Here is a 21,453-nt window from a genome sequence, read left to right on the forward strand (position 1 = left end):
GTTGGTTTCCCTGACTTTCGGCATCCCGGCATCACCGTCGGCCAAGCGCCGGGGGCGTCAGGTTTCCGGACAGCCTGTCACGACACCCCGACACATCGCCCGACACCCCGCCCGACACCCGACGTGCACGCATATCCGCTTGCCAAAAGCTGGGCACCCTGCAATTCTGCGCGTCCGATTGGTGCCCCGCCGCCGAAAGGCCAGGGGATAATAGGGAATGCGGTGCGGATCCGGATGGGGTCCAAGGCCGCGGCTGCCCCCGCAACTGTATGCGGCGAGTTTCCTTGCCAAAGCGCCACTGGCTCCCAATGGGCCGGGAAGGTGGCAAGGGAACAGCGACCCGCGAGCCAGGAAACCTGCCGTCGGACAAACGCAATTCCAGACCGCCGGGTGTGGCGGAGAAGGGAACCATTATCATGCTGAACAACGCCGTCCGTTCGTCGTCGGCCTCGTCGCTCCAGACTGTTGTCGCCGCCTTCGGCGCGATGCTGCTGGGCTCCTTCATCCTGTTCGGCGTGGCCTTCGCGCAGCCGCAGGCGATCCACGACGCCGCCCACGACGGCCGTCATTCCTTCGCTTTCCCCTGCCACTGAGCCATTTCCATGGCGCTGTTCCGGCGGCTGTTTCTAGCCGCTGTGGTCGCGGGCGTGCTCTCCGGCACGGCCGCGTCCGTCGTTCAGCAGGTCACGACCGTTCCGCTGATTCTCGCCGCCGAGACCTATGAGTCCGGCGATGCGTCGGTTCATGCCCACGGGCAGGCGGCCCCAGCGCACCAGCACGCCGCACCGGCTGCCGCTGCGGATGACGAGGCGTTCCAGCGAGTCGGTTTGACCGTGGTCACCAACATCTTGGTCGGGGTCGCCTACGGGCTGCTGCTGGCCGGCGTCATGCTGCTCGTGGGCGCACCGGTGGACGCGCGTCGCGGACTGGTGTGGGGCATCGGCGGCTTCGTCGCCTTCGCGCTCGCCCCGGCCGCCGGCCTCCCGCCCGAGCTTCCGGGCATGGGCGGTGCCGGTCTGGAGGCGCGTCAGGCGTGGTGGATCGCGGCGGCGCTCTGTGCCGCGGGCGGGCTGCTGGCCCTGGCCTTCGCCAAGAACCGCTTCGTCGTCGCGGCCGGCGTCGTGCTGGCGGCCCTGCCGCATGTCATCGGCGCACCGCATCCGGAAAGCCCGGAAGGCGTCGTCCCGCCGGAGTTGGCCGCGCGCTTCGCCGCCCTGTCCATCGGTGTGGCCGCCCTGTTCTGGGCCGCACTCGGCAGCGCCTGCGGTGCCCTGATGCAGCGGGTCGTCGAGCCTCGCCGCTGAATCTCGCCGCTGAATCTTTTCTTGTTAGGAGACGGCCGATGAAGACCGGCCCGACTGTTTCGAAAACCCCAGCCACCGTCATCACCGGCTTCCTCGGGGCCGGCAAGACGACGCTGATCCGCAGCCTGCTTGAGCAGGCCGCGGGGCGGCGGCTGGCGCTCATCATCAACGAGTTCGGCGACGTCGGGATCGACGGCGAGATCCTGCGGGCCTGCGGCGATCCGACCTGCGCCGAGGACGACGTCATCGAACTGGCGAACGGCTGCCTGTGCTGCACGGTCGCCGACGACTTCGTCCCGGCCATCGAAAAGCTGCTGGCAAGGCCCCAGCCGCCTGAGCACATCATCATCGAGACGAGCGGCCTCGCCCTGCCGAAGCCGCTGGTCCAGGCCTTTCACTGGCCGGCGATCAAAACGCGGGTGACCGTGGACGGCGTCGTCGCCGTGGTGGACGCGGCGGCAGCATCCGAGGGCCGCTTCGCCCCCGACCCGGCCGCACTCGCCGCGCAGGCCGCCGAAGCCGGTCAGCTGGATCACGAAACCCCCGTCGAGGAGGTGTTCGAGGACCAGTTGCTCTGCGCCGACCTGATCGTCGTCAACAAGACCGATCTGGTGGACGCGACGGCATTGGCGAAGGTCGAGGACATCATCCGGGGCGCGCTGTCCCGCGACGCGAAGATCCTCCGGGCCTCCAACGGCCATGTGGATCCGCTGGTGCTGCTGGGCATTGGCGCTGCGGTCGAGGACGACCTCGCCAACCGCCCCTCCCACCACGACGAGGAAGAAGGCCACGACCACGACGACTTCACCAGCTTCGTCGTGGACCTCGCCCCGCAGCCCGATCCCGCCGCGCTGGTCAAGCGGCTGGAGCAGGTCGCGGCGGCCCACGGCGTTCTGCGCCTGAAGGGCTTCATCGACGTGCCGGGCAAGCCGATGCGCCTGTTGGTGCAAGGGGTGGGCGTGCGCGTGCAGTCCCACTTCGACCGCCTGTGGAAGCCCGACGAGCCCCGCCGCAGCCGCCTCGTGGTGATCGGCGAGACGGGCCTGGACCGGGACGCCGTCACGGCGGCGCTGGGCTAAATCCCTTCTGCCCTCTGGGGAGAAGGGTTGGGATGAGGGGGCGGCCGTCAGGCCGGAAAGGCTCGGCGGCGCCGACGTTTCCCCCTCACCCTAACCCTCTCCCCGGAGGGGAGAGGGAACAACACACAAAGTTCCGTTCCCATGCATCTGCTCGCCGCCCGCCAGGAAGATCTCGACGCCGGCCCCCAGGCCGTGGATTTGGGGCAGTCGCCGGCGGACATGGTGGTGCTGTCCTTCTCCGACAGCGATCTGACGGCGCTGGCCTCCGCCTGGACGCGGGAGCGCGACCATCTGCCCTCCCTCCGGTTGGCGAACCTCGCGCGGCTGGGGCACCCGCTGTCGGTGGACCTCCACGTCGATGCGGTGGTGCGCAAGGCGAAGCTGGTCGTGCTGCGCCTGCTGGGCGGTGCCAGCTATTGGCGCTACGGCCTCGACCATGTGGCCGCTGCCTGCCGCGAATCCGGCGTGGCACTCGCGGTGCTGCCGGGCGACGCCCAGCCAAACCCTAGCCTCGACGGCTACGGCACCGTCCCCTCTGACGCCGCGCAACGTCTGTGGCGCTACTTCACCGAGGGCGGCCCGGACAACACGGGCAACCTCCTGGCCTACGCCGCGACGCTGGCCGGGCACGAGCGCCCGTGGAGCGAACCCGCCCCCGTCCCACGCTTCGGCGTTTATGAGGGCTGGCAAGGCACGGCCGAGGGGCCGAACGCCCCGGTGGTCTTCTATCGCTCGCACCTGCTGGCCGGCGATCTCGCCCCCGTGCACGCCTTGTGCGACGCGCTGGCCGAACGCGGCCTGTCTCCCCTGCCCCTGTTCGTCGCGAGCCTGAAGGAGCCGGACTGCGCCACGTGGATGCGCGCCACCCTGACCGCGCGGAACGCCGCCGTGGTGCTGAACGCCACCGGCTTTTCGGCGGCGCGCGAGGACGGCTCGCCACTGGAGGCCAACGGCACGCCGGTGTTGCAGGTCATCCTGTCCACCACGCCGGAGGACGGCTGGCGGACCTCGGCGCGCGGCCTCGGGCCGTCCGACCTTGCTATGAACGTGGTGCTGCCGGAGATGGACGGCCGCATCCTGACCCGCGCCATCGCCTTCAAGTCCGAGAGCGCCGTCGACCCGGATCTGGAATTCGCCCCCACCCTGATCCGCCCGATCCCCGACCGCGTTGCCTTCGCCGCCGACCTTGCGGCGGCCTGGGTGCGTCTGGGCGCCCCCCCGCGCGCCGAGCGTCGGTTGGCGCTGGTGCTGTCCGACTATCCGGGGCCGGGCGGCGGGATCGGCCACGCGGTCGGCCTCGACACGCCCGCCAGCGTCGTCGGCGTGCTGAATCGCCTGCGGGCCGAAGGCTACGCCGTGGACGGCATCCCCGCCGATTCCGCCGCGCTGATGACCGCCCTGGCTGGCAAGGCGACTGTCAGCCTGAGCCTGGACGATTACCGCAGGCTTGCCCCTGCCGACGCCCGCGAGCGCATCGCCGCGACCTGGGGTGCGGACGCCTCCGACCCGCTGTTCAGCGACGGCGCTTTCCGCTTCCGCGTTCTGACCTGCGGCAACGCGGTCGTCGCCGTGCAGCCCAGCCGGGGGCACGGCCCGCTGACCACCGCGCAGCACCACGATCCGGAAACCCCGCCCAGCCACGGCTATGTCGCCTTCCACCTCTGGCTGCGGCAGGTCGCTGGCGTCCAGGCGCTGGTGCAGGTGGGCGCGCACGGCACGCTGGAATGGCTGCCGGGCAAGGCGGTGGCCCTGTCCAGGGATTGCTGGCCGGAGATCGTCGCCGGTCCCCTGCCCTGCCTTTACCCCTTCATCGTCAACAACCCCGGCGAGGGCGTGCAGGCCCGCCGCCGCCTTGGCGCCGTGCTGATCGGCCACCTGACGCCGCCGCCGGTCGAGGCCGGGCTGCACGGCGACCTCGCCGGCCTCGAACAGGCCATCGACGAGTACAGCCAAGCGACCGGCCTGGACCCGCGCCGGCTCGGCGCGCTGCGCGAGACGATCCTCGATCTGGCGTGGCGGTCGGGCGTGGCCGCCGACTGCAACCTGCGCCCGGACGACGACCCGGACACGATTCTCGGGCGCCTCGACGCGCATCTCTGCGACATCAAGGAAATGCAGATCCGCGACGGGCTGCACGTCTTCGGCACCACGCCGGAGCCGGAACGCCGCGCCCGCCTGCTGGCCGCCGTCGCCCGGCATGCCAGGGCCGAGGAGGTGTCCGCTACGCTGGACGCCTGCGGCGAGGCCGAGATGGCGGCACTGCTGGCCGGTCTGGACGGCCGGTTCGTGAAGCCCGGCCCCGGCGGCTCCCCGGCGCGCGGGCGGGCGGACACGCTGCCGACCGGGCGGAACCTCTACGCGCTCGACCCGCGCGGGGTGCCGACGCCTACCGCCTGGACGCTGGGCTGGCAGGCGGCGGACGCGCTCATCACCCGCTATCTGCAAGACCATGGCGACTGGCCGAAGCGGCTGGTCGTGGACTGCTGGGGCACGCCGACCATGCGCACCGGCGGCGACGAGCTGGCCCAGGCCATGGCCCTGCTGGGCGTGCGCCCGCTGTGGGAGAACGGCTCGGGCCGCGTCACCGGGTTCGAGGTGATGCCGGCCGGCGTGCTGGGCCGCCCGCGCGTGGACGTGACGCTGCGCATCTCCGGCCTGTTCCGCGACGTGTTCCCGCAGCAGATCGCCCTGTTCGATCAAGCCGTCCGCGCCGTCATGGCCGAGGACGAGCCGGAGGACACCAACCCGCCCGCCGCCGCCTTCCGCGCCGACCGCGCCGCGCTGGAAGCCGGCGGCACCCCGGCGAAGGATGCCGGCCGCTGGGCCAGCGCCCGCGTCTTCGGATCGGCGCCGGGCGTCTACGGCACGGCCATTTCCGGCATGGTGGCGCGCGGCGACTGGACGGCGCGCGCCGACTTCGGCGCCGCCTATCTGGAGGGCAGCTGCCACGCCTACGGCAAGGATCTGGAGGGCATTCCCCTTCCCGCCCTGTTCCGCCGCCGCGTGGGCGATGCCGACGCCCTCGTCCACCACCAGGACCAGCGGGAGCATGACGTGCTCTCCACGGACGGCTTCATGCAGTACGAGGGCGGCTTCTCCGCCGCCGCCGCGCTGGCCGACAACGACCCGTCGCTCTATCACCTCGACAGTTCCGAACCGGACCGGCTGGCCGTCCGCACCCTGTCGGAGGAAATCGCCCGCGTGCTGCGCGGCCGGGCCGCCAACCCGCGCTGGATCGCGGGCATGATGCGGCACGGCTATCGCGGTGCCGCCGAACTGGCCGCCAGCGTGGACACGCTGTTCGCCTTCGCCGCCACCACGGCGGCGGTGCGCCCGCACCACTTCGACCAGCTGTTCGACGCCTATGTCGAGGACGCGGCGGTGTGGGACTTCCTGGTGCAATCCAACCCAGCCGCCGCCCGGCACATCCTGAACCGCCTGTCCGAAGCCCAGGAACGCGGCCTCTGGCACCCCCGCCGCAACGCCACCGGCGACGAGATCCGCCGCCGCAAGGAGATGGTCGCATGACGACCCAAACCATCACCGCAGCCGTGACCAGGAACGCCCCGCGCCGTCGCGGCATGTGCCCCGGCGTGCTAGCCCCCATGGAGGTTGGCGACGGTCTGCTGGTCCGCGTGCGCGTCCCGGCCGGGGTGCTGCCGGCGGCTTCGGCCAAGCGGATCTCGGAGCTGGGGCGGCGCTACGGCAACGGCCTGATCGACCTCAGCCACCGGGGGAACCTTCAACTGCGCGGCGTGCGGCCGGAGGACATGGCCGCCCTGATCGAGGAGCTGCGCCCGCTCGGCTATATTTCCGCCGACGCGGAGAGCGAGGCGGTGCGCAACGTGATGACCTCCCCCACGGCGGGGCTGGACGCCGAGGCCGTGCTGGACGTGCGGCCGCACGCGCTGGCACTGGACGCCCGGCTGGCGAGCGACAGGGAGTTGCATCAGCTGCCGCCCAAGTTCGGCTGGCTGGTGGACGGCGGCGGGCGGGCTCCGCTGTTCGACAGCAGCACGGACGTGCGCTTTGACGCGGTGATGACGGAGGACGGCCCGCGCTTCCGCGTGGGGCTGGGTGGGACGCTGGAGGGTGCGGCGGTGCTGGGGTCTTGTCGGCCGGAGGAACTGGTCGAGGTCGCGGTGGCGGTCGCGCGGGCGTTTTTGGGCCTGCGCGAGACGCTGGTGGAGCCGCCCCGGCGGATGGCGGGGTTGGTGAAGACGGTGGGAGTGGAAGCCATTCGGGAGCGGGTCGGTGCGCATTGCCCCCACCCTTCCCATGCTTCGCATGGCTCCCTTCCCTCCCCCGCTAGGCAGGGGAGAGAGTTTTTTGGCGTGCAAGCATCGTGGCTCGGCGTCGCTTTCCCCTTCGGGCGGCTGGACTGCGACCGGCTGGAGGCGCTCGCCAATCTCACCCATGAAATCCGCATCACCCCCTGGCGCGCCCTGCTGCTGGCCGGCGCAGGAGAGGATGCGGCCGCAACCGCCAAATCCCTCGGCGGCATCCTCGACCGCGATGACGTGCGCCTGAAGGTCACCGCGTGCAGCGGCGTCACCGGCTGCGACGTGGGCACCACCGACACCCACGCCGACGGCCTCGCCATCGCAGAGCGCGCGCCGGGGTTGCTGCGACGGGTCCGGATGGTGCATGTCTCCGGCTGCGCCAAGGGCTGCGCGCATCCCGGCGCGGCGGATGTCACGCTGACCGCGCGCGAGGGCGTCTACGATGTCGCGCTGAACGCCGCCCCCGGTGCCGCGCCATGGCGGTCCGGCCTGACGCCGGACGAGGCGGTGGACGCTGTTGCCGGTCTTTCTGTTGAGGAGTTGTCCCGTGTCTGAGCCGCTTTACGACTACATCCGCGATGGAGCGGCCATCTACCGGCAGTCCTTTGCCACCATCCGGGCGGAGGCCGACCTGTCGGCCCTGCCCGACGATCTGAAGCCGGTCGCGGTGCGCATCATCCACGCCTGCGGCATGGTGGACGCGGCGAAAGACCTGATGTTCTCCCCCGACGTGGGCACCGCCGCCCGCAAGGCTCTGCGCGCTGGCGCTCCGATCCTCTGCGACAGCGAGATGGTCGCGCACGGCATCACGCGGGCGCGCCTGCCGGCCGACAACGCCGTCATCTGCACGCTACGCGACCCGGCGGTGCCGGACCTCGCCAAACAGGTGGACAACACCCGCTCCGCCGCCGCGCTGGAACTGTGGCGCCCCAAACTGGAAGGCTCCGTGGTCGCCGTCGGAAACGCCCCGACCGCGCTGTTCAAGCTGCTGGAGATGATCCGCGACGGCGCGCCCAAGCCGGCGGCGATCCTGGGCTTCCCCGTGGGCTTCGTGGGTGCCGCCGAGAGCAAGGACGCGCTGGCCGAGCATTCCTACGGCATTCCCTTCTTGGCCATCCGTGGCCGGCGTGGCGGCAGCGCCATGGCGGCGGCGGCGGTCAACGCCCTGGCGAGCGACGTCGAATGAGCACCGAACCTCAAGCACTTGGACGCTTGTACGGCGTCAGCGTCGGCCCCGGCGACCCGGACCTGATGACGGTGCGCGCCATCCGCACCATCCGTTCCTGCCCGGTCGTGGCCTATTTCTGCAAGCGCGGCACCTCCGGCCACGCCCGGCGCATCGCGTCGGACTGCATCACGGCGGAACACATCGAACTGCCGCTGGTCTACCCGGTGACGGTGGAACTGCCGCCCGACCACCCGGACTACGGCCGGCAGATCGAGAATTTCTTCGACGAGTCCGCCGAACGGCTGGCCGAACATCTGGCCGCCGGGCGTTCGGTCGCCGCGCTGAACGAGGGGGATGCCTTCTTCTACGGCTCCTTCATGCATCTGTTCCTGCGGCTGTCGCAGCGCTTCCCGACCGAGGTGGTGCCGGGCGTCACGTCGATGATGTGCAGCGCCTCCCTGCTGCCGCGCCCGCTGATGCTGCGCGACGACCTGCTGACGGTCATCCCCGGCACGCTGAGCGAGGACGCCCTGCTGCGCGCGCTGATCGGCACCGACGCCGCCGTCATCATGAAGCTGGGCCAGAACCTGCCCAAGGTGCGCCGCGCCGTGATCGCCGCCGGCCTCGCCGACCGCGCCTGGTACGTGGAGCGCGCGAGCATGGAAAACCAGCGCGTCCTGCCCTTCAACGAGGCGCCGGACGTTGCCCCCTACTTCTCGCAGATCGTCATTCCGGGTGAAGGGAAACGGCGATGAGTGGCGGCTGGTTGAAGGTCGTCGGCCTGGGGCCGGGCACCGAGGACTGGCTGACGCCCGAGGCCCGGCGCGATCTGGCCGAGGCGACCGACCTGATCGGCTACCAGCCCTATGTGGACCGCGTGCCGCCGGGTTCGCAGGTGCGCCACCCCTCCGACAACCGGGTGGAGTTGGACCGTGCCCGCCACGCCCTGCAACTGGCGTCCGAGGGGCGCAAGGTCGCGGTGGTGTCGGGCGGCGACCCCGGCGTCTTCGCCATGGCCGCAGCCGTGTTCGAGGCGCTGGACGACCCGAACGCCCCCCAGGCTTGGCACCGCGTCGCGCTCAGCGTCGATCCCGGCATTTCCGCCATGCAGGGCGCTGCCGCGCGGGCAGGGGCTCCGCTGGGGCATGATTTCTGCGCGATCTCCCTGTCCGACAACCTGAAGCCCTGGGACGTGGTGCTGAAGCGCTTGCGTCTGGCCGCGGAGGCGGACTTCGTCATCGCGCTCTACAACCCCATCTCCCGCGCCCGCCCGTGGCAGTTGGGCGCCGCCTTCGACGCGCTGCGCGACATCCGGTCGCCCGAAACGCCGGTGATCCTGGCGCAGGCGGTCGGCCGCGCGGACGAAAACCTGATCGTCACGAGCCTCGGCGCCGTGGACGCCACCCAGGCCGACATGCGGACCTGCGTCATTATCGGCGCCTCGCACACTCGCCTTGTCCCGCGCGACGGCGCCCAGCCCTGGGTCTACACCCCGCGCAGCTACGGGGTGCGGGCGTGACCGGCCAGCCCTTCCAGCCAGCGGAGCGCCGAGCCCGCATCATGCACCTCGGCCACGCCGTTGCCGGGGGGGCGTTCGACCATCACCACGGGGATGCTCCGGCGGCGGGCCGCTTCCAGCTTGGCTTCGGTGGCAGTGCCGCCGCTGTTCTTGCTGACGATCACGTCGATGCGGTGTTCGGCCAGCAAGGCCAGTTCGCCGTCCAACGTGAAGGGACCCCGGTCGAGGATCAGCATGTGGCGCGGCAGGTTGGGCATGGGCTCCGGCGGATCGACCGCGCGGATCAGGTAGGTCTTGTCGGGTGTGGCTTCGAACACCGCCACCTCCTGCCGGCCAATGGTCAAAAAGACGTGCTCGCCCAGCGGACGCAGGGCCTCGGCGGCGGCGTCCATATCCGGCACGCCGATCCAGCGGTCACCCTCACCCGGCAGCCAGGGCTTGCGGGTCAGCACCAGCAGGGGAATGCCCGTCTTGCGGCAGGCCGCCGCCGCGTTGGCGGAGATCTGGTCGGCGAAGGGATGCGTGGCGTCCACCACCGCTTGGATGCCGTTCTCGACAAGATGCGCGGCAAGGCCGTCCACGCCACCGAAGCCGCCGATGCGCGTCGGCAGGGGCGGCAGCACCGGCTGCTTGGTGCGCCCGGCCAGCGAGACGGTGGCCTCGATCACCGCATGTCCGTTGAGCAGACGCGCGAGCGCTGCGGCCTCCGTCGTGCCGCCGAGAATCAGCGCCTTCATCCTGTCCCTCTCCGCTGGTCGGTGGCCGCATGAATAGCACAGCCGAAAAGCGATGGCTCCGCATCGTCGGCGTCGGTGAAGACGGGTGGGACGGCCTGTCCCCCGCCGCCCGCGCGCTGGTCGAAAGCGCGGAACTGGTGGTGGGTGGCGCGCGACAACTGTCGCTGGTGCCGGAGATGTCCGGGCAGGAGAGGATGGCGTGGCCGTCGCCGCTGTCCGACGCTTACCCCGCTCTGCTGGCGCGGCGCGGGCGGCGGGTCTGCGTGCTGGCGAGCGGCGATCCTTCCTGGTACGGCATCGGCGCCACCCTGTCGCGCATCGTTCCGGCCGAAGAGATGCTGGTGGTCCCGGCCCCGTCCTCATTCAGCCTCGCGGCGGCGCGACTGGGTTGGCCGTTGCAGGACGCCACTTGCCTGACCGTGCATGGCCGGCCGCTGGAACTGGTCATCCCGCACCTGCACCCCGGCGCCCGCCTGCTGATCCTCAGTTGGGACGGCACGACGCCCGCGAAACTGGCCGCGCTGCTGAAGGCGCGTGGCTTCGGCCCGTCGCGCGTCGTCGCCCTGGAAGCTATGGGCGGCCCGCGCGAACGCCGCGTCGACACCACCGCCGACGGCTGGAACGCGGAGCGCGTTGCCGACCTGAACACGCTGGCCGTCGAGTGCGTCGCCGCCCCCGGCGCCCGCAGCCTGCCGCGCACGCCGGGCTTGCCCGACGACTGGTTCGAGCACGACGGCCAGATCACCAAGCGCGAAGTCCGCGCCGTCACCCTGTCCTGGCTGGCGCCTCGACGTGGCGAACTGCTGTGGGACATCGGCGCCGGTTCGGGCTCCATCGGCATCGAATGGATGCTGTCCGACCCGACCAACCGCGCCATCGCCGTTGAGCACAAGGAGGACCGCGCCGCGCGCATCCCTGCCAACGCCGCCGCCTTCGGTGTGCCGGGGCTGGAACTGGTGCGCGGCAAGGCCCCGGAGGCACTGAGCGGCCTGCCCGCCCCCGACGCAGTGTTTATCGGCGGCGGCCTGACCAACGACGGCGTGCTCGACGCCTGCTGGTCCGCGCTGAAGCCCGGCGGGCGGATCGTCGTCAACGCCGTGACTCTGGAAAGCGAAGCCATGCTGATCGCCACGCACAAGCGCCTGGGCGGGCAGCTGTCGCAGATCGCGGTCAGCCGGGCCGCGCCCATCGGCGGTTTCCTCGGCTGGCGTCCGCTGATGCCGGTGACCCTCTGGCTGGGGGAGAAGCCCCTATGATCGCGGCGGGGATCGGGTGCCGGACGGGCTGCGCGGGCGACGAGATCGCCACGCTGGTCCGCGCCGCCTTCGATGAGGCGGCCATTCAGGATGGCACCGTCGCCGTCCTGGCCGCGCCCGAGCGGAAGCGGCATGAAGAAGGCGTGCACGAGGCCGCGCGCCTGCTGGCCCTGCCGCTTCACTTCATCGATGATGCGGCGATGGCTGCCGCGCAAGACCGGACGCTCACCCGTTCGGCGCGCGTCGAGGCGGCCGTGGGCATTGCCTCGGTCGCCGAGGCCGCCGCGCTGGCCGCCGCCGGACCGGGGTCGCGCCTGCTGCTGCCGCGCCGCTCCACCCCTCGTGCTACTTGCGCGCTCGCCATTTCGGGAGATTCGGCATGACCGTCCATTTCATCGGCGCCGGACCGGGCGCGCCCGACCTGCTGACCCTGCGCGGGCGCGACCTGATCGCCTCCTGCCCGGTGTGCCTCTACGCCGGTTCCCTGGTGCCAAAGGAAATCCTCGCCTACGCCCCGCCGGGTGCGCGTGTGGTGGACACGGCGCCCATGACGCTCGACCAGATCGTGGCCGAGTTCAAGGCGGCCTTCGAACAGGGACAGGACGTGGCGCGCCTTCATTCGGGCGACCTGTCGGTCTACAGCGCGCTGGGTGAGCAGACGCGGGCCCTGCGCGAGCTGCACATCCCCTACACCATCACGCCCGGCGTGCCGGCGTTTGCCGCCGCATCGGCGGCGTTGGGCCGCGAACTGACCCTGCCCGAGGTCAGCCAGACGCTGATTTTGACACGCACCGAGGGCCGCGCGTCGGCCATGCCGGCGAACGAAACGCTGGAGGTGCTGGGCCAGTCGGGCGCGACGCTCGCCATCCACCTGTCGGTCCACGTCATCGACCGCGTCGTGGAGCGGTTGACGCCCCTGTACGGCGTCGCCTGCCCGGCGGCGGTCGTCTACCGCGCCACCTGGCCGGACGAGCGCGTGCTGCGCGGCACTCTGGCCGACATCGCCGCCAAGGTGGCCGAAGCGCCGATGGAGCGCACGGCGCTGATCCTCGTCGGCCCGGCGCTGGGCACCGATGATTTCCGCAACAGCGCGCTGTACGACGGCTCGCACATCCGCCGTTACCGGGGGTTGGGGGAGTGAACAGGCCCGCGCCAACCGGCCTCGCCCACGATGTTGCCCTGGCGGTCGGTGACCAGCACCTCGACCTCCACCGGCGCGCCGTCCAGCACGCCGAGCGCGGCGTCCCGGGCCAGCGCCGCCACGCGGTCGGCCAGCGGCAGGCCGGCGTCCGTCGCCATGCCCAGCACATGGGCGGCGGTGTTGCCGGCGCGGGCCTCGGACACCAGTTCGGGCGTGGCGCCCAGGTCCGCCATCCGGTCGGCCAGCCAATCGAGATCGACGCTGCCGCGCTTGGAATGCAGGTCCAGAATGCCGCGTGCCAGCTTGCCGAACTTGGCGAAGCCGCCGCACAAGGTCAGGCGCGGAACGGGATGGCCGCGCAGGTACTTCAGCGTGCCACCCGCGAAATCGCCCATGTCGATCAGCGCCTGTTCGGGAAAGCCATAGCGCGCGGTGACCGCCTTTTCCGACAGGTCGCCGGTGCAGGCCGCGACATGGGTCAGCCCGCCGGCCCGCGCCACATCGATGCCGCGCTGGATCGATGCGATCCAGGCCGCGCAGGAATAGGGCACGACGATGCCCGTCGTCCCCAGGATCGACAGGCCGCCGATGATGCCGAGCCGCGCGTTCATGGTGCGGCGGGCGAGGACCTCGCCGTTCTCCACGGACACCTCGACGACGATGTCGGGGGCCTGACCCGCGAGGGATGCCGCCTCTTCGACCGCCTGACGGATCATGGCGCGGGGGACCGGGTTGATGGCGGGCTCGCCGACCGGAATGGGAAGGCCGGGGCGAGTCACGGTGCCGACGCCCTCTCCCGCGCGGAAGACGACGCCCTGGCCGGGCTCGGCGCGGCTGACGCGGGCACGGATCAGCGCGCCGTGGGTCACGTCCGGGTCGTCGCCCGCGTCCTTCACCACGCCGGCCGCGGCCCATTGTCCTTCCTGGCCGTCACCTTTGTCGGTCCAGGCCAGCGCGAAGGCCGGCATCTGGCCGCCGGGCAGGGTCACCGTCACCGGGTCCGGAAAGTGGCCGGTGAACAGCGCCTCGCAAGCCGCGCGCGCGGCGGCGGTAGCGCAGGTGCCCGTCGTCCAGCCCCGGCGCAACGTCTTGCCATCGCCGTTCGCCACACCGTTTTCCGTCGCTGAGTGCTCGTCCATGACCATAGAGCCGTTGCCCGACTCTCTCCTCGTTCCCTTCGCCGCCGGCAGCGTGTGGCTGGCGGGCGCCGGCCCCGGCGATCCGGGATTGCTGACCCTGCTGGCGCTGCAAGGTCTAAGGCAAGCCGACGTGATCGTCCATGACGCGCTGGTCAGTGAACGGATCCTGGGGCTGGCGTCACCCACGGCAAGGCTGGAGTTCGCGGGAAAGCGCGGCGGGCGCCCGTCCGCCCACCAGGACGACATCACCAGCCGCCTGATCGAGCTGGCGCGCGAGGGGCACCGCGTACTGCGCCTGAAGGGCGGCGACCCCTTCGTCTTCGGCCGTGGCGGGGAAGAGGCGCAGGCGCTGGCCGAACAGGGCATCCCCTTCCGCATCATTCCCGGCATCACCTCGGGCCTCGCCGGGCCGGCCTATGCGGGCATCCCGGCGACGCACCGCACGGCCAACCAGGCGGTGGTGCTGGCGACCGGCCATTCCTGCGCGGGCGGGCCGGACTGGCGGGCGCTGGCGGCGGCCAAGGTGCCGCTGATCCTCTACATGGCCTGGAAGGGCCTACCGGAAATCTCGGCCGAGCTGATGGCCGGCGGCCTGCCCGCCGACACGCCGGTCGGCGTCGTCACCGACGCGACGACCGAGCGGCAGAAGGTGCTGGTCACCGCGCTGGGCACCTGCGTGGACGACCTCGCCAAGAGTGGCCTTGAGCCGCCGGCCATCATCGTGATCGGCGAGGTGGTACGGCTGCGCCCCGTTCTGGAATGGCTGCCGACGGAGGTCGTGGATGTCTAGGGGTCTGATCGTCGGCGCGCCGGCGTCCGGCACCGGCAAGACGACGGTGACGCTGGGGCTGCTGGCGGCGCTGCGCGCGCGGGGGCTGCGCGTCGGGGCGGTCAAGGCGGGGCCGGACTACATCGACCCGGCCTTCCACCAGGCGGCCACCGGGCGGCCGAGCTTCAACCTCGACAACTGGGCGATGGGGCCGGACCTGCTGGATTCGCTGGCCCACCGCGCCGGGCAGGACACCGACCTGATCGTCTGCGAGGCTCTGATGGGCCTGTTCGACGGCGTGGCGGGCGTCGGCGCGACGGGCACCGGCGCCACCTCGGAACTGGCCGCCCGCACCGGCTGGCCGGTGATCCTGGTGGTCAACGCCAAGGGGCAGTCTCAGTCCGCCGCCGCGCTGGTGAAGGGCTTCGCCACCTACCAGGAGGGCGTGCGCATCGGCGGCGTCATCCTGAACAATGTCGGCAGCCCCCGGCACAAAGCCCTGGCCGGCGGCGCCATCGAGGCGTTGGGCATTCCCGTGCTGGGCGCCCTGCCCCGCACCCCCGACGTGATCCTGCCGGAACGGCACCTGGGGCTGATCCAGGCCGAGGAAACGGAAGGCCTCGCCGAACGGCTGGAGGCGCTGGGCCGCTTCATCGCGCAGCATGTGGATCTGGACGCCGTGGCCGCGTTGGCGACGCCGTCCAAGGCCCCGGCCGGCGTCTTTGCCCCCGCCCTGCCGCCGTTCGGACAGCGCATCGCCATCGCGCGGGACGCCGCCTTCACCTTCACCTACCCGCATCTGCTGGAAAGCTGGCGCGCGGCGGGGGCGGAGGTGGTGACCTTCTCGCCACTCGCCGACGAGGCGCCGCCGGCCGGCGGCGACGCTGTCTATCTGCCGGGCGGCTATCCGGAACTGCACGCCGGCCGCCTCGCCGCCGCCGCGACCTTCCGCGACGGCCTTCGCCGCTTCGCCGAAACCCGCCCCGTCTATGGGGAGTGCGGCGGCTACATGGTGCTGGGCGAAACGCTGGAGGACGCCGAGGGCACGACGCACGCCATGCTGGGGCTGCTCGGTGTGCGGACCTCCTTCGCCAAGCGCAAGCTGCATCTGGGCTACCGGCGCGCCGTGCTGCTGGGCGACACGGTCCTGGGCCGGATGGGCACGGCGCTGCGCGGGCACGAGTTCCACTACGCCTCCGTCCTCACGCGCGGAGAGGAGGATCCGCTATTCGCGGCCACGGCGGCGGACGGATCGGACCTCGGCCCGTTGGGCGGGCGGCGCGGGCTGGTCAGCGGCTCCTTCTTCCACGTCATCGCGACGGACACCGCAGAATGACCGACGCCTTCACGCCGGAGGAGCGCGAGGCGCTCTACAAGGCCATCTTCTCCCGCCGCGACGTGCGCGGGCAGTTCACGGCCGAGCCGGTGGACGACGCCGTCCTGACCCGCATCCTGACCGCCGCGCACCATGCGCCGTCGGTCGGCTTCATGCAGCCCTGGAATTTCATCGTCGTCCGCGACCCGGGGGTGAAGGCGCGCATCCACGCCGACTTCACGCAGGCCAATGAGGAAGCGGCCTCGCTGTTCACCGGCGAACGGCAGGCGCTCTACCAACGGCTGAAGCTGGAGGGCATCCGCGAGGCGCCGGTCAATCTCTGCATCACCTGCGACCGCGAGCGGTCCGGCCCGGTGGTGCTGGGCCGCACGCACATCCCGGCCATGGACCTCTATTCCTGCGTCTGCGCAGTGCAGAACCTGTGGCTCGCCGCGCGGTCTGAAGGGTTGGGCGTCGGCTGGGTCAGCATCCTGCACGAGGACAAGCTGCGCGAGGCGCTGGGCATTCCGGAGCGGATCGTGCCCATCGCCTACCTATGCCTGGGCCACGTCTCCCATTTCCATGAATCGCCGGAACTGGCGAAGGCCGGATGGCGCCAGCGCCTGCCGCTGGAAGAGCTGGTTTTCCACGACCGCTGGGACAACCGCGCCTGACTCGGCTCCCCGCGCGGGCAAGAAAAAAGGGCCGCGGAAGTCCACGGCCCTGAGTCTAGGGAGGAAACGCCCCGAGAATGGGCAGGCGGAGAATAGGGTTTTTGGCCGAGCAGTGGTATTACCAATCGCGTATAGGTGCGGTGCGGCATACGCATACGCCGTAAACTTACTGTGATTTCTATGGGATTTTGTTCTTTTAGGCGGCGGCGCTGGCCGGGGTTGCCGCGCGCCCCGTGGCGCGGTCCAGCGCCGCCCACACCGCCCCCTCGTCCAGAACCGGCCAGCGCGCCGCCACATGCTGGTCGGGACGGATCAGATGCACCGATCCCGGACGCCCGCCGTAGCGCCGCCGCGCCAGCCCCTCCGCGTCCGTCAGCACGGCGAAGTCTCCATCGAACGAAGCCGCGTCGGTCGCCACCACCAGTTCCCGCAAGCCCGCCGGGTGATGCTGCAACGCCTTCAGCGCGGCGCAGTCCGGCAGATCGGCGGGGCTGTCGGCGAAGACCAGCAGCACGAAATCGTGCCCCAACTCGTTCAGCAGCCAGCCCGGCGCCCCGTTCGGCTCCCGGATCGGCGCGTCGGGACACGGCAGGCCAGGGCCGGCGCCGTCCTCCCACTCAGCACTGTCCGGCGTCTGCAACGCCAAGCCGTCCAGCGCACAGGGCAGCGACAGCCGCCCGCTGTTGACCAGCCGCCGCGCGAAGGGCGCGTCGTCGGCAAGGCCCAGCACCGCGTCGCGGAACAGCGTGGCCCCCGGCCCCTTGGGCGTGATGAAGTCGGTGGAGCGGGTGGAGTTGCGGATATTCTCGTCCGCACCCCGGATGCGCTCCTCGTCATAGCTGTCCAGCAGCGTTTCCGGCGCCGCCCCGCGCAAGACCAGCGCCAGCTTCCACACCAGATTGTCGGCGTCCTGGATGCCGCCGTTGCCGCCCCGCGCGCCGAAGGGGCTGACCTGATGGGCGCTGTCGCCGACGAACAGCACGCGCCCGTGCCGGAACCGCTCCAGCCGCCGGCATTGGAAGGTGTAGACCGACACCCATTCCAGGTCGAAGCGCGCCGCCTCACCCAGCATGGCGCGCAGCCGAGGGATCACGCGCTCCGGCTTCTTTTCCTCCTCCGGATCCACGTCCCAGCCCAGTTGCAGGTCGATGCGGAAAACGTCGTCGGCCTGCCGGTGCAGCAGCGCGCTCTGGCCGGGGTGGAAGGGCGGATCGAACCAGAACCAGCGTTCGGTCGGAAAATCGGCGGCCATCCGCAAATCGGCGATCAGAAAGCGATCCTTGAACACCTGCCCTTCGAAGCTCAGCCCCATCATCTTGCGCAACGGACTGCGCGCGCCGTCGCAGGCCAACACCCAATCGGCCTCCACCGCATAGCAGCCCTCGGGCGTCTCGACCTCCAGCGTCACGCCGTCCGGAGCGGCCGTCAGACCGACGACGCGGCTTTTCCAGCGCATCTCGACGCTGGGCAACTCGGCCGCGCGCTCGATCAGATACTCCTCGACGAAATACTGCTGAAGGTTGATGAAGGCCGGCATCTTGTGCCCGGCTTCCGGCAGCAGGTCGAATTGGTAGACCAGCCGGTCGCGGTGGAACAGCTTGCCGACCTTCCATGTGATCCCCTTGGCGAGCATCCGCCCGGCCACGCCCAGCCGGTCGAAGATCTCCAGCGTGCGCTTGGACCAGCAGATGGCCCGGCTGCCGGTGGATACCGCGTCGTCCTCGTCCAGCAGCAGGACGGGAATGCCGTGCAGCCCGCAGTCGATGGCGGCGGCCAGCCCCACCGGCCCGCCGCCGACGATGACTACCGGGCGGCGCCCGGCCGTCTCCCCGCGCAGTTCCGGCGGGGTGGCGTAGTGCAGGGGAAGGCTGCGATGCGGCATGGAGCACCCCCACGGCGTGTCGGCGTTTCTGGTCCCGGACAGTCCAGAGGTGGTTTCCGCCCAAACCGTCGGCAAGTCGTTCCATCGGGGGCTTGACCGATCGAGCACAGCTTTTGCGGGACAATTTGCGCACTTCCAAATATCACAAGCATGTTTCAATTTGATGAAACACCCATTACGCGCCCAGGACGCAGCCTATTTCCCGAACAAGGACATGGCCTGGCCAAGGTGCCCCCGGCCCGAGGAGTCCCATGTCCACCGCCACCCACGCCGTTCCGGCGGAAAACAGTTTCGGCGCCGCGCTGCGCCATTCCTCCTTCCGTCTGTACTGGTTCGCGCGGGTGGCGGCGTGGCTGGCCGGGCAGATGCAGGCGGTGGCGGTCGGCTGGCACGTCTACGACCTGACTGGCGATCCGCTCGACCTCGGGCTGGTCGGGCTGTTCCAGTTCCTGCCGACCCTGATGCTGGCCCTGGTCGCCGGCCACATCGTGGACAACCACTGCCGCCGGCGCATCCTGGCCGCCGCCCTGGCGGTGGAGGTCGTGGCGGTCGGCGCGCTGTTCGCGCTGACCCTGTCCGGGGCGGCCAGCACCGCCGCCATCTTCGCCGCCGTTTTCGCCATCGGCGTGTCCCGCGCCTTCGCCGGACCGTCCTACCAGGCGATCATCGCCGCCATCGTGGAGCCGAAGGATCTGCCCAACGCCGTGGCCTGGAGTTCCTCGGCCATGCAGGTGGCGATGGTCAGCGGCCCGGCGCTGGGCGGCATCCTCTACATCGCCGGGCCGGCGGCGGTGTACGGCACGGCCACGGCGCTGAACGCCCTCGCGGCGCTCCTCGTTCTGGCGTTGCGCCCGCGCCCCGTCGCGCTGGCCCGGCGCGCGATGAGCTGGGATTCGCTGTTCGCCGGGCTGGCCTTCATCCGCAGCCGGCCGGCCATCCTGGGTGCCTTGTCGCTGGACATGTTCGCCGTGCTGCTGGGCGGGGCCACCGCGCTGCTGCCGGTCTACGCCCGCGACGTGCTGGACGTCGGCCCCTGGGGTCTCGGCCTGCTGCGCAGCGCGCCGGCCATCGGGGCTCTGGTCATGGCGCTGGCGCTCGCCCGCTGGATGGTGGCCGGCAGGGCCGGTGTCGCCCTGCTGAGCGGTATCGCGCTGTTCGGCGCGGCGACCGTCGTCTTCGGCCTGTCCACCGAACCGGCCCTGTCCTTCGCCGCGCTGGTGGTGCTGGGCGCGGCCGATCAGATCAACGTCTTCGTCCGCCAGACCCTGATCCAGCTGGCCACCCCCGACGACCTGCGTGGGCGCGTGGGTGCCGTGTCGTCGCTGTTCCTCGGTGCCTCCAACCAGTTGGGGGAGTTCGAATCGGGCACGGCGGCGGCGTGGTTCGGGGCCGTGCCGGCCGTGGTGGCGGGCGGCGTCGGCGCCATGGCGCTGGCCGCCGTCTGGGCATGGCGGTTCCCGGCGCTGCGGACCGCCGACCTGCGCCAGCCGATGCACTGAGGCCGATGCATTGACGGCGCCCGCGACCATTCGGCTAGCGCTCGGCACTTCAACTCCGGCGGCTGTGCGCGCATAATCCTCGCGCGAAGCGGGAATGCCTCCTTCGAACCTCATTGCGCACCGGAAGGCCGCGCACCAGAAGACAAGGATCGGCATGCCGTCGTCCCGCCTCCGCGCTGTCCTCCTTCTGGCCTTGGCGGTGTTCCTGCCGCCGTGGCCGGCGAGCGCGGAGCCGTTCCGCTTCACGATCCTCTACGCCCACGGCACCAGCGAGCTGGACGAAGGCCAGGAGCGCGGCGGCCTGTCCCGGCTGGCCGGGCTGATCCGGCGGGAGCGCGCGGGCGGCGGCGCAGGGAACGGACCCGTGCTGGCGCTGCACGGCGGGCAGACGCTGGCGCCCTCGGCTCTGTCCTTCTACGACCAGGGTGCCCACATGGTCGATCTGCTGAATCGGGTGGGGATCGACGCGATGGCCGTCCTCAACCTGGATTTCCAGCACGGCGACGACGCCGTCAGCGCCCGTGCCTTCGAGGCCGCCTTCCCCTTCGTCACCACCAACACCGCCGACACGGCGACCGGCAAGCCGCTGGAGGGGGTGGAGCGCGCGGTGCTGCTGAACGCCGGCCCCTACCGCGTCGGCGTGCTGGCGGCCACCCCCGTGCTGACGCGCGACACCACCGTCGCCAAGCGGACGGAGTTCCGCGACCCGGTGCCGGCCCTGCGCGAGGCGGCCAAGACCCTGCGCGCGGAGGGGGCGGACCTGATCGTGGCGATGACCGGCAACGTCGGCAACACCCACAAGGACATCATGGCCGCCGGCATCGCCGACATCGTGCTCTACCAGGATCGCGGCCGGGCCATCGGCGTGGAGTATGACGGCAGGACGCTGACCGCCACCGTGGACCCGCAGGCCGCCTGGGCGCTGGGCATCGACGTGACCATCGACCGCGAGACCAGGGACGGAGCGGGTCGCGTCGTCTGGTCGCCCGGCGTGCGCGCCATCGACACCGCCACGGTGACGCCCGACCCCGACACGGCCGTCCGGGTGAAGACCTACATGGCCCGGCTGGACGGGCTGCTGCGGATGCAGCTGGGCCGCCTGGAAACGCCCATGGACACCCGGCGCGAGGCCGTGCGCGGCGCCGAGAACGCCTTTGCCAACGCGGTCGCCGACGCGCTGCGCGCGGCGATGGAGGCCGACGTGGCCCTCATCAATGGCGGCATCATCCGGGGCGACCGGCTGTACGAACCCGGCACCACCCTGACCCTGCGTGACATTCAGACGGAAATCCCCTTCCACGACACCCCCGTGCTGGTCGAGGTCACCGGCGAGCGCCTGCGCGAGGCGCTGGAGGCCGGCTATTCGGGCGTGGAGCAGTTGCAGGGCCGTTTTCCGCACCTGTCGAACGCCCGCGTCGTCGTGGACCTGAACCGGCCCGCCGGCCAGCGCGTGACCGAACTGACCGTGGGCGGCAAGCCGGTGGACCCGGCGGCGCGCTACCGGCTGGCGGTCGGCAGCTACATCGGCGGCGGCGGCGACGGCTACGCCGCGCTGGCCGGGGCGCCACGACTGGTGGACGGGCGGGACGCCGACTTCTTGTCCAAGCTGATCGCCGACCACATCGCCCGCGCCGGCAGCTTCGCGCCGCGCCTGGACGGTCGCCTGACGGTGCAGCGGTAACGGCCAG

19 protein-coding genes and 1 riboswitch are annotated in these 21,453 nt (G+C 71.2%); of the genes, 16 read left to right on the top strand and 3 right to left on the bottom strand.

Annotated elements, in window-relative coordinates:
* Nucleotides 1-161: 161 nt before the first annotated feature.
* A riboswitch (cobalamin riboswitch) is annotated at nucleotides 162-378 on the top strand.
* 38 nt (nucleotides 379-416) lie between these two features.
* The 8 genes from J2852_RS12020 (at nucleotide 417) to cobJ (ending at nucleotide 9,353) form a co-directional block, all read left to right on the top strand.
* The gene (locus J2852_RS12020; RefSeq protein ID WP_209875625.1) at nucleotides 417-593 is read left to right on the top strand and encodes a CbtB domain-containing protein; all 177 of its coding nucleotides are present in this window, start codon (nucleotides 417-419) and stop codon (nucleotides 591-593) included.
* Nucleotides 594-602: 9 nt separating this feature from the next.
* Nucleotides 603-1,304: a CbtA family protein gene (locus tag J2852_RS12025; RefSeq protein ID WP_209875626.1), complete on the top strand. Its 702-nt coding sequence runs from the start codon at nucleotides 603-605 to the stop codon at nucleotides 1,302-1,304.
* 38 nt (nucleotides 1,305-1,342) lie between these two features.
* A complete protein-coding gene (cobW, locus tag J2852_RS12030; protein ID WP_209875628.1) occupies nucleotides 1,343-2,383 on the top strand; it encodes a cobalamin biosynthesis protein CobW in 1,041 nt (346 codons plus the stop codon).
* A 141-nt stretch (nucleotides 2,384-2,524) separates the two neighbouring features.
* Nucleotides 2,525-5,911 carry a cobaltochelatase subunit CobN gene (cobN, locus tag J2852_RS12035; protein WP_209875630.1) on the top strand — a complete coding sequence of 1,129 codons (3,387 nt, stop codon included), beginning with the start codon at nucleotides 2,525-2,527 and terminating at the stop codon, nucleotides 5,909-5,911.
* Entirely contained in the window at nucleotides 5,908-7,221 is a 1,314-nt protein-coding gene (gene cobG / locus J2852_RS12040; protein ID WP_209875632.1) for a precorrin-3B synthase, read from the top strand. The genes cobN and cobG overlap by 4 nt, the downstream gene beginning before the upstream one ends.
* On the top strand, nucleotides 7,214-7,852 hold the full coding sequence (locus tag J2852_RS12045) for a precorrin-8X methylmutase (RefSeq protein WP_209875634.1): 639 nt from the start codon (nucleotides 7,214-7,216) through the stop codon (nucleotides 7,850-7,852). Before cobG ends, J2852_RS12045 begins: the two co-directional genes overlap by 8 nt.
* Nucleotides 7,849-8,589, top strand: coding sequence for a precorrin-2 C(20)-methyltransferase (locus tag J2852_RS12050; protein WP_209875636.1), 741 nt, complete (start codon nucleotides 7,849-7,851; stop codon nucleotides 8,587-8,589). Before J2852_RS12045 ends, J2852_RS12050 begins: the two co-directional genes overlap by 4 nt.
* On the top strand, nucleotides 8,586-9,353 hold the full coding sequence (cobJ, locus tag J2852_RS12055; RefSeq protein WP_209875638.1) for a precorrin-3B C(17)-methyltransferase: 768 nt from the start codon (nucleotides 8,586-8,588) through the stop codon (nucleotides 9,351-9,353). The genes J2852_RS12050 and cobJ overlap by 4 nt, the downstream gene beginning before the upstream one ends.
* Here cobJ and J2852_RS12060 read toward each other — a convergent pair.
* Nucleotides 9,335-10,090, bottom strand: coding sequence for a cobalt-precorrin-6A reductase (locus J2852_RS12060; protein WP_209875640.1), 756 nt, complete (start codon nucleotides 10,088-10,090; stop codon nucleotides 9,335-9,337). The genes cobJ and J2852_RS12060 overlap by 19 nt on opposite strands.
* A gap of 29 nt (nucleotides 10,091-10,119) precedes the next feature.
* Here J2852_RS12060 and cbiE point away from each other — a divergent pair, with 29 nt between their 5' ends.
* Genes cbiE through cobM form a run of 3 tightly spaced genes read left to right on the top strand, consistent with a single transcriptional unit; the run spans nucleotide 10,120 to nucleotide 12,487 of the window.
* Entirely contained in the window at nucleotides 10,120-11,346 is a 1,227-nt protein-coding gene (gene cbiE / locus J2852_RS12065; RefSeq protein ID WP_209875642.1) for a precorrin-6y C5,15-methyltransferase (decarboxylating) subunit CbiE, read from the top strand.
* Nucleotides 11,343-11,729, top strand: coding sequence for a cobalamin biosynthesis protein (locus tag J2852_RS12070; RefSeq protein ID WP_209875644.1), 387 nt, complete (start codon nucleotides 11,343-11,345; stop codon nucleotides 11,727-11,729). Before cbiE ends, J2852_RS12070 begins: the two co-directional genes overlap by 4 nt.
* Nucleotides 11,726-12,487, top strand: a complete 762-nt coding sequence (gene cobM / locus J2852_RS12075; protein WP_209875646.1) for a precorrin-4 C(11)-methyltransferase — start codon at nucleotides 11,726-11,728, stop codon at nucleotides 12,485-12,487. The genes J2852_RS12070 and cobM overlap by 4 nt, the downstream gene beginning before the upstream one ends.
* On the opposite strand, the gene J2852_RS12080 is transcribed toward cobM, so the two are convergent.
* Nucleotides 12,466-13,626, bottom strand: coding sequence for a cobalt-precorrin-5B (C(1))-methyltransferase (locus J2852_RS12080; protein ID WP_209875648.1), 1,161 nt, complete (start codon nucleotides 13,624-13,626; stop codon nucleotides 12,466-12,468). The genes cobM and J2852_RS12080 overlap by 22 nt on opposite strands.
* On the opposite strand from J2852_RS12080, the gene cobA reads away from it, so the two are divergent.
* The 3 genes from cobA to bluB are packed head-to-tail and all read left to right on the top strand — an operon-like array spanning nucleotide 13,625 to nucleotide 16,384.
* Nucleotides 13,625-14,416: a uroporphyrinogen-III C-methyltransferase gene (cobA, locus tag J2852_RS12085; protein ID WP_209875650.1), complete on the top strand. Its 792-nt coding sequence runs from the start codon at nucleotides 13,625-13,627 to the stop codon at nucleotides 14,414-14,416. The genes J2852_RS12080 and cobA overlap by 2 nt on opposite strands.
* Nucleotides 14,409-15,731, top strand: coding sequence for a cobyrinic acid a,c-diamide synthase CobB (locus tag J2852_RS12090; RefSeq protein ID WP_209875652.1), 1,323 nt, complete (start codon nucleotides 14,409-14,411; stop codon nucleotides 15,729-15,731). The genes cobA and J2852_RS12090 overlap by 8 nt, the downstream gene beginning before the upstream one ends.
* A complete protein-coding gene (gene bluB, locus J2852_RS12095) occupies nucleotides 15,728-16,384 on the top strand; it encodes a 5,6-dimethylbenzimidazole synthase (protein ID WP_209875655.1) in 657 nt (218 codons plus the stop codon). Before J2852_RS12090 ends, bluB begins: the two co-directional genes overlap by 4 nt.
* A 196-nt stretch (nucleotides 16,385-16,580) precedes the next feature.
* Here bluB and J2852_RS12100 read toward each other — a convergent pair whose 3' ends face one another.
* Nucleotides 16,581-18,266 (bottom strand): FAD-dependent oxidoreductase, encoded by a 1,686-nt coding sequence (locus tag J2852_RS12100; RefSeq protein ID WP_209875656.1) that lies wholly within the window; start codon nucleotides 18,264-18,266, stop codon nucleotides 16,581-16,583.
* A gap of 251 nt (nucleotides 18,267-18,517) precedes the next feature.
* Here J2852_RS12100 and J2852_RS12105 point away from each other — a divergent pair, with 251 nt between their 5' ends.
* Complete coding sequence (locus J2852_RS12105) at nucleotides 18,518-19,765, top strand: MFS transporter (RefSeq protein ID WP_209875658.1); 1,248 nt, start codon at nucleotides 18,518-18,520, stop codon at nucleotides 19,763-19,765.
* A 154-nt stretch (nucleotides 19,766-19,919) separates the two neighbouring features.
* The gene (locus J2852_RS12110; protein ID WP_209875660.1) at nucleotides 19,920-21,446 is read left to right on the top strand and encodes a bifunctional metallophosphatase/5'-nucleotidase; all 1,527 of its coding nucleotides are present in this window, start codon (nucleotides 19,920-19,922) and stop codon (nucleotides 21,444-21,446) included.
* The last annotated feature ends 7 nt before the right edge of the window (nucleotides 21,447-21,453 follow it).

The organism is Azospirillum soli (assembly GCF_017876165.1).
In the GTDB taxonomy this organism is placed as follows: domain Bacteria; phylum Pseudomonadota; class Alphaproteobacteria; order Azospirillales; family Azospirillaceae; genus Azospirillum; species Azospirillum soli.

What these genes read in the sequence shown, in the direction of transcription:
- bluB (WP_209875655.1), top strand. Translation starts at nt 15,728, where the DNA reads ATGACCGACGCCTTCACGCCGGAGGAGCGCGAGGCGCTCTACAAGGCC.
- cobW (WP_209875628.1), top strand. Translation starts at nt 1,343, where the DNA reads ATGAAGACCGGCCCGACTGTTTCGAAAACCCCAGCCACCGTCATCACC.
- cbiE (WP_209875642.1), top strand. Translation starts at nt 10,120, where the DNA reads ATGAATAGCACAGCCGAAAAGCGATGGCTCCGCATCGTCGGCGTCGGT.
- cobN (WP_209875630.1), top strand. Translation starts at nt 2,525, where the DNA reads ATGCATCTGCTCGCCGCCCGCCAGGAAGATCTCGACGCCGGCCCCCAG.
- J2852_RS12105 (WP_209875658.1), top strand. Translation starts at nt 18,518, where the DNA reads ATGTCCACCGCCACCCACGCCGTTCCGGCGGAAAACAGTTTCGGCGCC.
- cobA (WP_209875650.1), top strand. Translation starts at nt 13,625, where the DNA reads ATGACCATAGAGCCGTTGCCCGACTCTCTCCTCGTTCCCTTCGCCGCC.
- J2852_RS12025 (WP_209875626.1), top strand. Translation starts at nt 603, where the DNA reads ATGGCGCTGTTCCGGCGGCTGTTTCTAGCCGCTGTGGTCGCGGGCGTG.
- J2852_RS12020 (WP_209875625.1), top strand. Translation starts at nt 417, where the DNA reads ATGCTGAACAACGCCGTCCGTTCGTCGTCGGCCTCGTCGCTCCAGACT.
- J2852_RS12050 (WP_209875636.1), top strand. Translation starts at nt 7,849, where the DNA reads ATGAGCACCGAACCTCAAGCACTTGGACGCTTGTACGGCGTCAGCGTC.
- cobJ (WP_209875638.1), top strand. Translation starts at nt 8,586, where the DNA reads ATGAGTGGCGGCTGGTTGAAGGTCGTCGGCCTGGGGCCGGGCACCGAG.
- J2852_RS12110 (WP_209875660.1), top strand. Translation starts at nt 19,920, where the DNA reads ATGCCGTCGTCCCGCCTCCGCGCTGTCCTCCTTCTGGCCTTGGCGGTG.
- cobM (WP_209875646.1), top strand. Translation starts at nt 11,726, where the DNA reads ATGACCGTCCATTTCATCGGCGCCGGACCGGGCGCGCCCGACCTGCTG.
- J2852_RS12080 (WP_209875648.1), bottom strand. Translation starts at nt 13,626, where the DNA reads ATGGACGAGCACTCAGCGACGGAAAACGGTGTGGCGAACGGCGATGGC.
- J2852_RS12070 (WP_209875644.1), top strand. Translation starts at nt 11,343, where the DNA reads ATGATCGCGGCGGGGATCGGGTGCCGGACGGGCTGCGCGGGCGACGAG.
- J2852_RS12060 (WP_209875640.1), bottom strand. Translation starts at nt 10,090, where the DNA reads ATGAAGGCGCTGATTCTCGGCGGCACGACGGAGGCCGCAGCGCTCGCG.
- J2852_RS12100 (WP_209875656.1), bottom strand. Translation starts at nt 18,266, where the DNA reads ATGCCGCATCGCAGCCTTCCCCTGCACTACGCCACCCCGCCGGAACTG.
- cobG (WP_209875632.1), top strand. Translation starts at nt 5,908, where the DNA reads ATGACGACCCAAACCATCACCGCAGCCGTGACCAGGAACGCCCCGCGC.
- J2852_RS12090 (WP_209875652.1), top strand. Translation starts at nt 14,409, where the DNA reads ATGTCTAGGGGTCTGATCGTCGGCGCGCCGGCGTCCGGCACCGGCAAG.